At 59.2% G+C, this 13,861-nt stretch carries 9 protein-coding genes, 1 tRNA gene and 2 pseudogenes; 7 read left to right on the forward strand and 5 right to left on the reverse strand.

Annotated features, from left to right (window positions below):
- Nucleotides 1-624 precede the first annotated feature (624 nt).
- The gene (locus GA0061098_RS29535) at nt 625-849 is read left to right on the forward strand and encodes a hypothetical protein (protein WP_028141616.1); all 225 of its coding nucleotides are present in this window, start codon (nt 625-627) and stop codon (nt 847-849) included.
- A 311-nt stretch (nt 850-1,160) separates the two neighbouring features.
- A complete protein-coding gene (locus tag GA0061098_RS29540; RefSeq protein WP_091964820.1) occupies nt 1,161-1,487 on the forward strand; it encodes a hypothetical protein in 327 nt (108 codons plus the stop codon).
- Between the two features lie 618 nt (nt 1,488-2,105).
- On the opposite strand, the gene GA0061098_RS45245 is transcribed toward GA0061098_RS29540, so the two are convergent.
- A complete protein-coding gene (locus tag GA0061098_RS45245; RefSeq protein ID WP_165637683.1) occupies nt 2,106-2,246 on the reverse strand; it encodes a hypothetical protein in 141 nt (46 codons plus the stop codon).
- A gap of 897 nt (nt 2,247-3,143) precedes the next feature.
- On the opposite strand from GA0061098_RS45245, the gene GA0061098_RS29560 reads away from it, so the two are divergent.
- The 3 genes from GA0061098_RS29560 to GA0061098_RS29565 all read left to right on the forward strand — a co-directional run bounded on the left by GA0061098_RS29560 (nt 3,144) and on the right by GA0061098_RS29565 (nt 4,524).
- Nucleotides 3,144-3,219 (forward strand) — tRNA-Ile (locus tag GA0061098_RS29560).
- A gap of 7 nt (nt 3,220-3,226) precedes the next feature.
- Entirely contained in the window at nt 3,227-3,622 is a 396-nt protein-coding gene (locus tag GA0061098_RS44135) for a hypothetical protein (RefSeq protein ID WP_129590983.1), read from the forward strand.
- Nucleotides 3,623-3,795: 173 nt separating this feature from the next.
- On the forward strand, nt 3,796-4,524 hold the full coding sequence (locus tag GA0061098_RS29565) for a hypothetical protein (protein ID WP_091964825.1): 729 nt from the start codon (nt 3,796-3,798) through the stop codon (nt 4,522-4,524).
- Between the two features lie 102 nt (nt 4,525-4,626).
- On the opposite strand, the gene GA0061098_RS29570 is transcribed toward GA0061098_RS29565, so the two are convergent.
- Nucleotides 4,627-4,932 carry a hypothetical protein gene (locus GA0061098_RS29570; protein ID WP_091964827.1) on the reverse strand — a complete coding sequence of 102 codons (306 nt, stop codon included), beginning with the start codon at nt 4,930-4,932 and terminating at the stop codon, nt 4,627-4,629.
- Nucleotides 4,933-5,393: 461 nt separating this feature from the next.
- Nucleotides 5,394-5,948: pseudogene (locus GA0061098_RS29575) on the reverse strand (LabA-like NYN domain-containing protein); the annotation flags it as partial.
- A gap of 959 nt (nt 5,949-6,907) precedes the next feature.
- On the opposite strand from GA0061098_RS29575, the gene GA0061098_RS29580 reads away from it, so the two are divergent.
- Nucleotides 6,908-7,396 (forward strand): MarR family transcriptional regulator, encoded by a 489-nt coding sequence (locus GA0061098_RS29580; protein ID WP_245323684.1) that lies wholly within the window; start codon nt 6,908-6,910, stop codon nt 7,394-7,396.
- A 1,787-nt stretch (nt 7,397-9,183) separates the two neighbouring features.
- Nucleotides 9,184-12,552, forward strand: coding sequence for an adenylate/guanylate cyclase domain-containing protein (locus GA0061098_RS29590; protein ID WP_091964831.1), 3,369 nt, complete (start codon nt 9,184-9,186; stop codon nt 12,550-12,552).
- A gap of 246 nt (nt 12,553-12,798) precedes the next feature.
- Here GA0061098_RS29590 and GA0061098_RS29595 read toward each other — a convergent pair whose 3' ends face one another.
- Both GA0061098_RS29595 and GA0061098_RS29600 read right to left on the reverse strand, forming a co-directional pair.
- Nucleotides 12,799-13,122: an integrase core domain-containing protein gene (locus GA0061098_RS29595; RefSeq protein ID WP_091964832.1), complete on the reverse strand. Its 324-nt coding sequence runs from the start codon at nt 13,120-13,122 to the stop codon at nt 12,799-12,801.
- A pseudogene (locus GA0061098_RS29600) lies at nt 13,091-13,861 on the reverse strand (IS30 family transposase); the annotation flags it as partial. The gene GA0061098_RS29595 and the pseudogene GA0061098_RS29600, both read right to left, overlap by 32 nt.

Raw genomic sequence — 13,861 nt, forward strand, 5'->3', positions numbered from 1 at the left:
AGCCGGAAACTTACAGACGAGACGAAGCCTAGCAGCGCCGCTCGTCCGCACGCGGTTACGGACTCACAGGGACTACCCGCCCTGCCCGTACCTCTCGTGCCGACGCTGCCGCGTCCACCGCAAGCCCGGCTCGCGATAGTGACGACACATGATCGCCCCTCTTGGATGAGCCGGGATGGGCGACACATACGCCGAAACCGAATTTCGGTAAAGTGGAATATTTTTAGCGAAGCGGATTGACAGAGGGCGACACAGGCACGATCGCGTAGCCCGGATGGAGCCAACGGGGTCGGCGCGAAGCGCCGCCCGATGACAGGCTCCGCGTAATCCGGGACAGTGCAAAATGCCGGGCGATCGGCCCCGGATTTCGCTTCCGCTCCATCCGGGCTACGGACGGAGCCTCACTCCCCGGCCCGCATCGGCGTCCCATGCGCCGTGCTGCCGCCGATGTAAGGCACGGTCCCGATCCATGCCTGTGGGTATCATTGTGCAGCGTCCGGCGGACGCGCATCAAAACGTTGCGAATCTGCAACGGTTCCCCGCGATCTGAAGCCGGACAAAACAAACTCCCATTCCGGCCACGAACCGCTCTCACAAGGCCGTGAGACTAGCAGGGGAACGACGATGCGTGCACAACGCGTTTGGAAAGTGAATGGAGATGCCAGCATCGGGCAGCTCCAATCGAGACTGGACGATCTGAACAAGCGTCTCGGTCAGCTCGAAAACCAGCATCCGGAGAGCTGGAAGCTCGAGGAACTGAGAGCGAGCGCGCTCAGCCTGTCCCGCGAGATCGACGACATCCGCTGCGCCGAGGCGACGGCGGCATTGAGCGAGTTGCTGCGGAAGTAATCAGCACACGGCGATCCGCCAGCGCGTCGGATGGGGAGCGCAAGCGAAACCCATCGCCCTGTCGAGGCGATGAAGGTGATGGGTTTCGCAAGGGCTCTACCCATCCTGCGAACCCGACGATTCGCATGTGACGCAAAGGAACCAAGATCCATCGCCGCCATTTCCATGCAGAGCATGGAGCACGATCATGACCAGGCATCTTACACGGGCCCATCTCGCACGCGGCCTGGCCGGCGCAGTTTCCACGCTGGTCCTGTGCGCGACGGCGGCATTCGCCCTCGCGCGCCACTTTGCGTTGTGAAGGATTTCGCATGACGTCCGATCCCGAGGAGCAGGTGCGGCTGCAAGGTTTTGGCGAGATGACGTTGCGCACGGCGATCGCGACGCTGACGGCGCTCGCGCCGCGCGAGCGATCGGAGGCCGCGATCTTCCGCGTGCGTGACGGCGTGCGGCTGGCGCAAAGCGAGATCGCCGAACTCGCATCACACTGGGACATCGAGCCCGCACCGAACGTGCGGTCTCCGAGACTGGTCCCGGAGCAGCACTGGCCGGATATCGTGCGCGGCATGGTGCGCGAGGCCCCGCTGCCGGCGCTGATGGTGGCGTTTCTGGTGGGCGTGGTGGTGGCGCGGCGGTGACCTGTAGGATGGATTGAGCGAAGCGAAACCCATCACTTTCCTTCCCGTCGAGAACTTCGATGGGTTTCGCTTCGCTCTACCCATCCTACGGGCTACGAGCGGTAGTCCTCTGACCTACCCGGCAATGTCGGAGCGACGTTAGCTCTTGGAGAGCCATGCTCCCACAGCCAGCGGCCCTGCCCGGCCAAATCGGCCGTGGACCCGATCCCGAAATCGTTGCAAAAAGGCGTTCCGAGGCGCCGGCGGCCGGTCCGCCAAGCCTCTGGAAAACGTCGACTTTTGGAAGAATGGTCGGAGTGGCAGGATTCGAACCTGCGACCCCTGCGTCCCGAACGCAGTGAGCATCTTCTAAGTCATTGACTTTCTTGATACCGCAAGCCCGCCGATCGCGTTCTGTTCACGATCGTTTCGTCCAATTCGTTGCGAATTCATTGCGGCATTCCTCCACGAGAATGAGAGCTGACGACGAAATGAGATCAAAGCCATCGCTAACAGTGCGCTGATCGGGGGCGCGACAACCGAGTTGGGCGTCGGCACCGCCGATCGCTACCGGACGGCGGTGACGTCGGACCGAGGCGGACTGCGGCTCAATGGCACGAAGTATTACGAACTGGCACGCTATACGCCGATAACTTGATCGTAGCGGCTGACCAGAGCGGCAAGCGGATTGCCGTACTCGTCGACACCAATCAGCCCGGCGTCAGCATCCACGACGATTGGGATGGCTTCGGCCACCGCGAGCGGTACAACTGATTTCAAGAATGTAGCGATCCCCGAGGACCGAATTCTTGGTCCCGGATTTAGGACGGAGAGCCGGTTTTTTGGAACGGCATATGTTCAGCTGGTCCTGCTTGCGACCCTCGCTGGAATTGCGCGGCGCGTCGCTAGCGACACGACGGAGTGGATTAATCCGCCAACCCGCATGTTCACGCACGCCGTTGCCGACCTGCCGCGGAGCGATCCCTGGTGCAACAGGTCATCGGCAAGCTTTTCAGCGCTGCTTTTGGTGCGCGTGCAGCAGTCCTCGCCGGCGTCGACGAGCTCGCGAGAACACTCGACAGGCCGCTTACAGGACCCGCAACAGCTTGATGCGTCTGAGCTCGCGGCAGCACAGGCACAGTTGTCGTCTCTCGCCGCGACGACCGAGCTTTTCGAGGTCGGCGGAGCTTCTCTGATCTCCGAGAACTCGCGATCGACCGGCATTGGCGGAACGCGCGCACCATCGCCTCCCACAACCTGGTGAACTTCAAGCTCCGCTCGATCGGCGGATATGAGTTGAATGACGAGCCCTGCTATACGCGTGGAGCGCAGGTATCCGAGCGACACGACAATGCCAACCACTGGCTTTTCGGCAGCTTCATGCTTTGCCAGGCGAGGCCGGTCGGACCCCCGTGGATGCGATTGCCGCGGACGTCGACCTAACCATCTGCGACGGGAGCAAAGGACACGGTGAGCGGCCGTGCTCACCGTATCTCGGCGACAGTGCCGGCGCTCCTGCTGTAGGAAGGCGAGATGCTCGCCTGGCCGATCTGCCTGTTCTGGTCCGCGGTGAGACTTAGCCTCGCACTTGTTCTAATTGGCATTGCAAGAATGCCAGCCACCCGATAAACGATCCCCTGCAACCTCGCTGGCTGCTTTTCGGTGGTCGCCAGGACTGGGCCTGTAGCTCAATGGTTAGAGCCGGCCGCTCATAACGGTCTGGTTGCAGGTTCGAGTCCTGCCGGGCCCACCAGCGAGTGTTGGACGCCATCAAAGTTTGGACTCGTGCCAACCAGGCTGGACTCAGCGCCACGTATGTCTGGACCGGCGGAGCCAAAACCCTCCCTCGCGAGCAGCTTCAATGGTTAGAACTTGCTGCGCATAACAGTCTGGTTGCAGGTTTGAGTCCTGCCGGGCCCACCATTCGGCAGCATTTTTGTGGGGACACTTTGAGAACGACTCTGTTTCCGCTTTTAGAACGACTCGATTTCGCTTTGAGAACGACTCGATCCCAGATCATCCTGAAAGAACTTGCGAATTTCGTCTCGGTTTTTTCCCCGGTTCTGGAGCTCGAAAAAAGCGAGGGGGGCTATTCAGCCTTTTCCCGCGGCTTGCAAATCCCGGCTCGCACTCAAAGACCTCCTGAAGAACTATGAAGAAGTCACCCATGAAGTTCGTATTCCATGAGACGGCGGCCCGGCCTTGCATTCGCACCCGTATTCCATGGCACGAGCACAATGAATCCATCGCACCGCCAGATTTGGGCCGTATAGCTGCCTAGGTCGGTGCAAAGGGTCACCCCGGGTGGGCGCAACACCGGGAGTTTTCGATGTCCGGTTCTTTGCGATTGTGCTTCGTCAGCTTCGTTCTTCTTGAAACTCTCACGGCGCCTGCATCCTCCAATCCTCTTGCGGATCTCTTCAACACTGCTGCAGCCCCACCTCAGGTGACTTCTCCGCCGCAAGCAGAATGCGTGGGACGCCCGGGCAACTCGGCTCCCGACGGCCAACATTGGGTCTATCGACTGGACGGGCATCGCAAATGCTGGTTCCTGACCGAGGGCACCGCGAAAGTGAAGAAGATCGCTCGTCGCACCCCCAAACCTGTCACGGCCAGTTTAGACGAGAGCGGGACCGCGCGGCCCAGGCAGAGCGGGGTCCTCGATGCGCGCGCGGAGTTGTTGCGCTCCGCACCCGCCTTGCCTTCTCAGCCGCCTCGCGCACAGTTCAAGGTAGCTGATGCTGAGCCTGATCTCGGTACAAGCACTGCTCTGGCATCGGCCGCTCTCATTGCCCAGCACAGTCGCCAGACCATGCCCTTCGGACAGAACCAAAATCAAGTCGACGTTGAACAACTTCTAGCGGCCGCGCCGGCCAACGATGTGGTAACTTCGTCCGAACTTCAGAGCGTTCCGGTCGGCGTACGCCTCGCTAAAGCCGATGGCGAGGCGACGAGCCGGACGGCAACTTGGCTCGGCGTACTGCTGATGATGCTAGGGATGCTTTCCATCCTAAGTACGAGCCGCTCGGTTCGGCATGCGGTAAGATTGCGCTCCTAAAGCGCCTTGCGCTCGGATCCTTGCCGCCGAGGCGAGGCTCGCGCCGAGTTTGCCTAGGTACAGCAAACGGCGACCTAAGAGCGGACATTCTCGCGACGGCGGTTAGTGGACGTCTCGGTCCAACTCTCGCAACAGTCGATGCAAGAAGTCGCTGGCGTGGTTATATTGTGCGTCGCCGTCCAAGATCTGATGAGCGAGCGGTGACATTATTTTGCCAACAGCCTCAGGGTCAATCAGCTCGGTCCGTGATGACCACAAGTCTAACAGACGATCGGGGATGTGGTCGCTCGATCCAAATAGTTTGAGGAGCCGGCCTTCGGCGACGCCGTTATGATCATGGTGGGCTTTGGCCGCATAGAACGCGAACAACCCACGAAAGGCGTCACGGGAAACGGAAGGCTTAGCCATCGCAATGTCCCCCAAAGAATTTTATGAATCTTCGAAATCTGGAGCTGTGCGGAACCCATTCCTTCAAAATACTGCGCGAAGATTTTACAGCAGACCGGGAAAAAGTGGCAAGCCCTTTATTGATGTTAGATGTGGCCGACTGCGTAAGCCTATTGGCATCGCAATCCGCCTTGTTCATTTTTCATAATGTTGGCGCGTCAAAGCGCGTCCATCACGGCCCGCGAGTGCCTAGCGGCAATATGCTATGCGAATCTTGCCAGCAAGCGTTGCAATGTCAGAGTCCGAACCGATCAGAGGTTCGGATTGCTCTCTAGTTCGTCCGTTGCTGAGCACCGAACCATATTGGCGATCAGTCCGGCGCAAATGCCTTCCTTTTCGTCGAGCTCATCCCTTGGACAACGCGCGTCGGCCGCCGAACCATACTAGCGATCTGGATTGCACGAGCGCACTGGCTACGCGGCTCACTTCTCGAACACGCTATCATTTCCCTTGAGGGCCGCGTTCGTCTCCCGGTCAGGAACCTGCTCCGGGCGATAGCGCACCTCGCGCGGACGCGGCGGCGGCCGCTCAGAGGGATTGCGACCGATCTTAGCCGGAAGCTCGGTGAGTTCGGTGAACACGTCTGCTTGGCGTCTTAGCTCATCCGCGATCATAGGCGGATGGCTGGCGATCGTGGAGATCACGGTGACACGGACGCCGCGCCGCTGCACGGCCTCCACCAGGGAGCGGAAGTCACCATCACCGGACAACAGCACCATCTGGTCTATGTGCTTAGCGAGCCTCATCGCGTCGATAGCGAGTTCAATGCTCATGTTGCCCTTGACCTTACGACGGCCGGAGGCGTCGATGAATTCCTTGCTCACCTTGGTGACGACGGTGTAGCCGTTATAGTCCAGCCAGTCGATCAGAGGGCGCATCGACGAGGATTCCTGATCCTCAATGGTCGCTGTGTAATAAAACGCCCGCAGAAGTGTGCCGCGGCTCTGAAATTCGCCGAGTAGGCGCTTGTAATCGATCGCACGGCTACGATCGGTCGTGATGGTTAGAACGCGAAAAGCTTTCCAACCGAATTGAACTTCGTGCTGCTTCGCTGACTGTGCAGCAAGGCACAGGTTCCGCCTTCGGGCCTGTCTGCTTGGGAGCGAACGTGGACCGCGCTGTCCTCTTGAAGCACCTAGCGATCGCAGAGCGCCATCGAAGAGGGCACGAGGCTTCTTGCTAAACAGGAGGCGCTGATCGCCGAGCTGGAAGGCCACAATCATGATACCCAGGGCGCAAAGGCCGTGCTGGCCACAATGAGGCAAACTCAGGCGCTCCACGTAGATGACAGAAACCGGATTTTGAGAGAGCTAGATTCGTAGTGCCCTTGATCTGGCTCAACCTTGGTTGGCTACATCGGCTCAAGAAGCCGCAATGGAACGGTCCCGTGAGACCACGAAGCCTGCCGAACCAAAGTCAACGCGCTTGGAAGAAATCCTTCGCCTGATTGAGGAGTACGCACGTGACCTTCGCGAGATCGCCAGGAAACTGCGAAAGAAGATGAATTAAACCACTAGAACAAACTCAGCTGCTTATGACCGAAGTCAAGGCCGCCACCGTTGGTGGCATCTTTCGCCGGCGAGGCTTAACTTTGCATGTGACCCTTCGCAACGACATTGTCCGGTCTGCTCACGACCTCTTCAGGCTGACTACCGCACTGGGGGCCGCAAGTATTGTCAGGTTCATGTAAGCAATGGACCCTTTCTGCCTATCGCAGATGAGCATCCACATCGTCACACAAGCGCTGATTGCAAACCTTCGTATGTAGAGGTCGGATCATTTTCTTCGTGCGCTGCTAGCTCCGATCCGCGATGTTGCCAGAGTGTGCCAGTGGGGCGAGGATGATCACGGCAGCGCGGGAAGCAGTCGATCTGCTAATTCAAGCCGCGGGCAGTTGGCAGTTTGATGATGCTCTCAACGGATTGCGTGATCGAGAGTGGATGGCGCTGCGGTTTCTTGCGCGCGCAACCAGATTCTCGCGGACCCCTCGGCGTTAGCCCAGTTCGTCGGCATCACTCGGGCCACCGCTTCTCAGACAGTCAAGCGCCTCGAAGATAAGGGCTACGTTCAGCGCCGAAGTTCTGATCATGACAAGCGCTCGGTGATCCTTGATGTAACTCATCGAGGAGAAAAAATTTTCTTAAGCGACCCTATTGCACAACTCGTCCATGCAATTGCCACGCTTGAACTTGGCGCAAATAACTTTCGCGATTTGCTTCGCCAAATATGGGAGCAACTCGACGCGCGTCGGGATCGTCACCATGCGGACAATTGTAGGAAGTGCATCTTCCTGACTGAGACGCCTCCAGCCGTGCGGCCAGAAAGGAGCCTGAATATACCTGTAGATTCTTTCGCCAATATTGTCGAACCCGAAATCGATCTTCTGTGCTTTAACTTCGAACGACGTGAGAGCGCCGTCCTTTAGGTGAGTTTTCCAGGCGTCCAATGGAAGTTCCGCGCCCATGCGGACGGATCTTTCCTCATTCGCCTCTTCTTGCCGCTTGGACCGGACTGGCCGTCAACTCTCTCGGCTCGCTACCTACTGAAAACAGTCAGCGCCCGATGCCACGCAGGTTGCCGACCGATTTAGCTGTCCGTGGATCAGTTTTTGATGCGCTGGTGGCTAACAGGTTGGCGCCCTAAGACCAGTGAGCGACGGCAGCGTTGGCAACGACAGCTTGGACACGACATCGCGGTCGGCGTTGCAGCCGACCGTGCATGCAGCTGGTGGTAAGTCATTTCACGCTGTAGTTGGATTTTTATCCGCGCAACACCGATCTTGAGTCGTTTGACGAAGTACTGCCGAAACAGAAGCCTGCTACCCTATAGTTTGGGTAACTGGCCCTGTTCTTTTTGTGCTGACATTCAAGTTAGCCGATCGCACAATTCCGACGCCAAACGTCGAGCTGTGAATGGGCTGGCGCGAGCGACCGACGGATTAGTAAGACCCGAAAACTCTTGGTGGAAATTCTACAGCCAAACTCACACGACGGGGGCAACCATGCCCGCCATATTCGACCTGCCTTATCGCGAATACTGCCGCGCCCGCCTCGCTGAAATGCGGAAACATCTTCTGATTGTAGGACAGAATCCTGAAGGCCTTGAAGCCGATTATGATCGTGCTGATCAGGATGGACCTGGCAGAACAGACATGCGGCACGAAATCAGTTGCGGCGCGCCGAGTTGAATCAGCCGCGAGACACGACGCTTTGTCCGCGAACCAAGATGTAGCTGCCTCAGTAGGCTATTTCGGTACGCGGGCTCAACTTATGACGAGACACTTTTCAAGGCGCATTGTGAACCATGTGCTTGTAGTCATCGTATCTCTCGTAGCAATCACGATTGCAGCAACATCGGTCACAGGGCCAATTGTTGCGGGCATTGCTGCTTCTATTCCTGGACCATTCCATCTTGCGATGAAAAAGTCACCTGCAGGTGCGCGGCCTGACAAACCGAAGCTCGCCCGCGCGCCAACAGGTTGTCGCCTTCGATCTGCTCCTTGCAATGGAAGGTGGACAGGCTATTCGAGCCGCCTGCGGCTCCCTTACCATGAAACTCCTCACCCCTGGGGCCGCTGGCCGCTGCTGACGAATGACCAGAAAGTGTTTCGCACTTATGGGCCGAACGGTAGCGCCTGGAAGTGCGAGCGCAATGGCGTCTCCGCGCATGCTCTGGAAACTGCTAGCGAACGAACTGATAGAGTACGAGCCACAGAGGACAGTCACGACAGCCGCACCCGCAATCATCCGCATGCGCCCCGACTAAGGTTGGACTAGATATTTAAAAGCGAGCTTAGACGGGAAAGCATGAGGCAATTGCTGCCAAAGAGCTCATAATGATCTTCGACACGTGCGAGTCGGACTACCGCAGGTGCCGGTATTCGGCTGCAGCACCATTTTCGCGTTTCGGTCGTGTCAGGCTGTCGTCAGCTTTCTAAGATTGAAAATTGGCTTCAGCTGCAGAGTGTTAGCTAGTTCATAATTTTGTGGTGCCTGCGAGCTTAAGCTTTTCGAGACAAGCGCTCTCAGGCAACGATGACACCCGGCTGGCTCATTGTCCCTGTGACGATCGCCTCTATCTCCTTTCTGACCTTTGTGACTTGATCATTCTTGGTGCTTGGTAGGCAGCTGAAGAGTATCGTCGAGAGCGCTCTGAAGGGGCGCCCACGGACCGACGCGACCTCATAGTGGTCGAAGCTCGATTGGGTGCGGCATGGATTGCCCGAAGTGCGGCAGATTCAACCTAGAGGGAAAGAAGGTCTGCGGCGATTGCGGCGCGGCGCTATCCTTTCGCTGCCCCGCGTGCGGAGCCGACAATCCGAAAGGAAAGAACTTCTGTGGTGACTGCGGTGCGGCGCTCACGCCAACAGTACTGCCGCAAGTCACGGCGGCTGCCGGCGCATCGACCTCGATAACGTCACGGGTCACCGAGCGTTCGAGCTTATCGCCCGTACCAAGTTCTTCCGCCGAGCGCCGCCAGCTCACAGTTATGTTCTGCGACCTTGTCGGCTCGACAGCGCTTGCGACAAAGCTCGACCCGGAAGATCTGCGAGACATAATCGCCAAGTACCGCGATAGCGTAGCGGCGGTCGTCCGCAAATACGGAGGAACCATCAGCCGCTACATCGGAGATGGCATGCTCATCCTCTTCGGCCATCCCTCAGCGCATGAGGACGATGCCGAACGCAGCGTGCGCGCTGCGCTTGAGATCGCCGCGACCAGGCATGTGCCTGGAGGGCCGCCCGAGTTCGAGCTGCGGGTTCGTCTTGGACTCGCGACTGGTCTCGTCATCGTAGGTGATCTTATCGGCAGCGAGGCTGCAGAAACACAGGCGGTCCTTGGCGAGACGCCGAACCTTGCTGCTAGGCTACAGGCGCTCGCTGAACCAGATGGCGTGGTCATCGCTGAGGACACGCGACGGCTCATCGGCGGGCTTTTTGACTATGAAAACCTCGGCGCGGTGGCTCTGAAAGGCTTTGCCGCCCCGGTGCAAGCCTGGCGGGTGCTTCATGAGGGAACGGCAGAAAGCCGTTTCGAGGCGTTGCACCCTTCGATGCTCGCTCCGCTGGTGGGGCGTGAGGAAGAACTCGCGCGACTGGAGCGGAGCTGGGACCTTGCGAAGGCGGGTAGCGGCCAAGTAATGCTGCTCGTCGGCGAGGCTGGCATTGGCAAGTCACGCCTCGTTGCGGCTCTCCAGGAGCGTATCGAGCGCGAGCCGCACACCTTCTTGCGATATTTCTGCTCGCCTCATCATCAGGAAAGTGCGCTCTATCCCTTCACCGCTCAACTCCAGCGAGCTGCTGGTTTCGATCGTGAGGACGCGCCAACAGTGAAGCTCAAAAAGCTCCGGTTGCTACTATCCCCAGCATTGCCGTCTGACGAGGACGTGGCGATCCTGGCCGAGTTGCTGTCGATTCCCAGCGGTGACCTGTATCTGCCGGTTGCTGCTACGCCGCAACAAAAGAAGGAGAGAAGCTTCGCCGCTCTGGTCCGCCAGCTTGAAGTTCTTGCAGAAAAACACCCAGTCATGGTCGTGTTCGAGGACATGCAGTGGATCGATCCGAGCTCGCGCGAGCTGCTGGACCGGACGGTCGATCGCGTAGCAAGCCTACCAGTTTTGGTTCTGATCACCTACCGCCCCGAGCTCCAGCTGGTATGGAGTGGAAAGCCGCACGTCAGTTTGCTTGTGATGAACCGGCTGGACCAGAAAGCGGGTGCCACGCTGATCCGAAGCGTGGCCGGTAGCCGGACGTTGCCGATCGAAATTGTTAATGAGATTGCTGAACGAACGGATGGCGTGCCGCTGTTCGTTGAGGAGTTGACCAAAGCGGTGCTCGAGACAAGCAACGAGGGGATCCCGCGAGCCATCTCCTTCGCGCCGCTACCCGGACTTGCTGTGCCGGCCACGCTCCATGCTTCATTGATGGCGCGGCTCGACCGGATCGGTCCGATAGCTAAGGAAGTGGCGCAGATCGGCGCGGCCATCGGCCGCGAGTTCTCCTACGACCTGCTTGCCGCCGTTGTACAGCGATGCGACAATGAGCTGCAGGCCGCACTTGATCGGCTAATCAATGCTGAGCTCATGTTTGGGCGCGGCGAACCGCCTGACGCCAATTTCTTGTTCAAACACGCACTGATCCAAGATGCGGCGTACGGCACGCTGTTGCGCAGCCAACGCCGCGAGCTGCACGCCCGAATCGCGGGCGCGCTTGAGGAGAGGCTCTATAACGGCATTCAAGAGCGACCGGAGATCCTAGCCCATCATTGCACGCATGCAGGTCTGATCGAAAAGGCAGTGTCGTATTGGCAGGAAGCCGGTGAACGCTCAAAAGCTCGATCGGCAATGACAGAAGCAATCGCGCAGATGCGAAAAGCGCTCGATCTGCTATCCCATCTGCCCGATACCGCCGGACGCCAAGGCATCGAAGCCGACCTCCAGCTCGCGCTCGGCGGCGCACTGATCGCTGCGAAGGGACATGCGGCCGAAGAGACCGGCAAGGCTTATGCCCGGGCTCGCCGCCTTTGCGAGCTACTGAACGACAGGCCGAACCTGCTCAAGACGCTTTGGGGGCAGTTCGTGCACTATCATGTGCGAGGCGAAACGGACCGATCGCATCGCATCGCTGAGGAACTGCTAGATTTGGCCGGACGACAGAACGATGCGGCCATTCTTGTCGCCGGTCATCGGGCTGTCGGCGACAGCTGCCTTCATCGCGGACAATTGGCCTTGGCGCGCGTCCATCTCGAGCGGGGGCTTGCCCTTTACGATCCGTCGCAGCAGCGCTCTTTGACGGCACTGTTCGCAGAAAACGCCCGCGTGGCGATGCTTTCGTTCCTCTCGCTAACCTATAGCCTTCTTGGATTTCCCGATCAGGCGCTTGTTCAGAGCAGTGAGGCAATCTCGGAGGCGCGCGGGTCGTCCCATCCGATCAGCCTTGCCTTCGCGCTGAGCGTCGCTTGCCGGTTGCATTTCGTCCTCGATGACGCGGGTATGGTCGCGCAACTGGCAGAGGAGCTAGTTGCGCTAACCTCGGAGCAGCGATTTGCCTTCTTTCTCGCGATGGGGACCGCCTATCGCGGTTGGACGATGGCCGAAGCCGGCGACGCCGAGGCCGGGGTGGATTTACTGCGACACGGTATCGAGGGATTCCAGGCGTCCGGCGCAGCATGGACTCTTCCGTTCTACCTTGCGCAGCTCGCGGCAGCCGAGGCAAAGAGAGCACGATTTGAAACCGGCCTTGATCAACTCTCGGACGCCTTAGTACTAACCCAGAAATTGGGGGTGCGATGGTTCGAGGCCGAGCTGCATCGGCGACGAGGCGACTTGATGCTGACGGCTCGGCCGGACGCCGAGGCCGAGGCTGAGACCGAGTTTCGACGCGCCATTGCTATTGCTCGCCAACAGGAGGCGAAACTCTGGGAGGTCCGCTCTGCCGTCACTCTCGCCCGGCTCTGGCGCCGCCAGGGCAAGGGTGATGAAGCACGGGACCTTCTCGCCCCGGTCTACGATTGGTTCGACGAGGGCTTCGATGTTCGCGACTTGAAGGACAGCAAGGCACTCTTAGAAGAACTCTGCACCTAGCACGAAGGCGGCTCCTCTGATCCTCGCCGCACCGTTTTAGAGTTTGTTAGGCTTCCTACGACGATGAAGCCTTTCCTACGGAGGGTTCATGCGGCGGCGCCACTTCATCGCGTTTCTTGGTGGAGCGGCAACGTGGCCACTCAGTGCGCGGGCACAACAGGCGGCGATGCCTGTCATCAGTATGCTGGACTGCCCCCCTGAAGTGAGACACGATAATTTCAGTGACAGCGGGGTTGTCACGATGGGTTAGCGCGCTTTGTTTTGCGCGAAGGCGGTTTCGAACTCAAGGGGCGACTGGTATCCGAGCGCCGAGTGCAGGCGCTCTTTGTTGTAGACCTCTGCGATGAAGCTGTTGATGTGGCGGCGGGCGTCGCCGAGATCGATAAAAGCCCGACCGTTGACCGGCTCGGCCTTGAGCGTTTTCATGAAGCTTTCGGCCTTGGCGTTGTCGAAGGGATTGCCCGGCCTGCTCATGCTGATGGTGATGTCGCGATCGGCCAGTCGCTGGCGATAGGCGATGGACGCGTATTGGGCGGATTCAAACGGTCGTCGCAACACCCAATTTTTCACTCATGATAATACTTCGTCAAGCGCTTCTGCCGGCGTTTTCCAGCCCAGTGTCTTTCTCGGTCGGGCATTCAGGACCGCTGCTACAGCGGATATCTCGTCGGCGCTGTGGATGCTCAGACCTTTCGGGAAGTACTGCCGCAGCAAGCCGTTGGTGTTCTCGTTAGTGCCGCGTTGCCAAGGGCTTTGAGGATCGCAGAAGTAGACTTGGATACCCGCATCGATCTTGAGGCGGTCGTGCTGAGCCATTTCCGCTCCTTGATCCCAAGTCAGCGTGCGACGTAGCTCTTCGGGCAAAGTGATGATGGTGCGCGAGATCGCGTCACGCACGGCTTCCGCTCCGTGTCCCGCGAGTGCAGGTCCGTTCTTCTTGCGCGGAGCTTCGCCATGCCCCGCCAGCCGGGGAAGGTGCAGGAGCATTGTGAAGCGCGTCGTGCGCTCGACCAACGTGCCGATCGCCGAGCTGCCAAGACCGAGAATGAGGTCTCCCTCCCAATGTCCCAGCACGGCTCGATCGGCCGCTTCAGCGGGGCGCTCACTGATCATGATCGCCGGCGAGACGAAGTTCTTGCCTCGCCTGCGTACGCGCCCCCTGGGCACGCGCAACACGCGCCCGGTTCGCAAGCAGGCCGTCAGCTCGCTGCGTAGTACACCGCGGCCCTGAACGAAGAGAGCCTGATAGATGGCTTCGTGGCTGATGCGCATCGTCTTGTCGTCCGGGAAGTCGATCGGCAAGCGTCGG

The organism is Bradyrhizobium shewense, from assembly GCF_900094605.1.
Lineage (GTDB): Bacteria > Pseudomonadota > Alphaproteobacteria > Rhizobiales > Xanthobacteraceae > Bradyrhizobium > Bradyrhizobium shewense.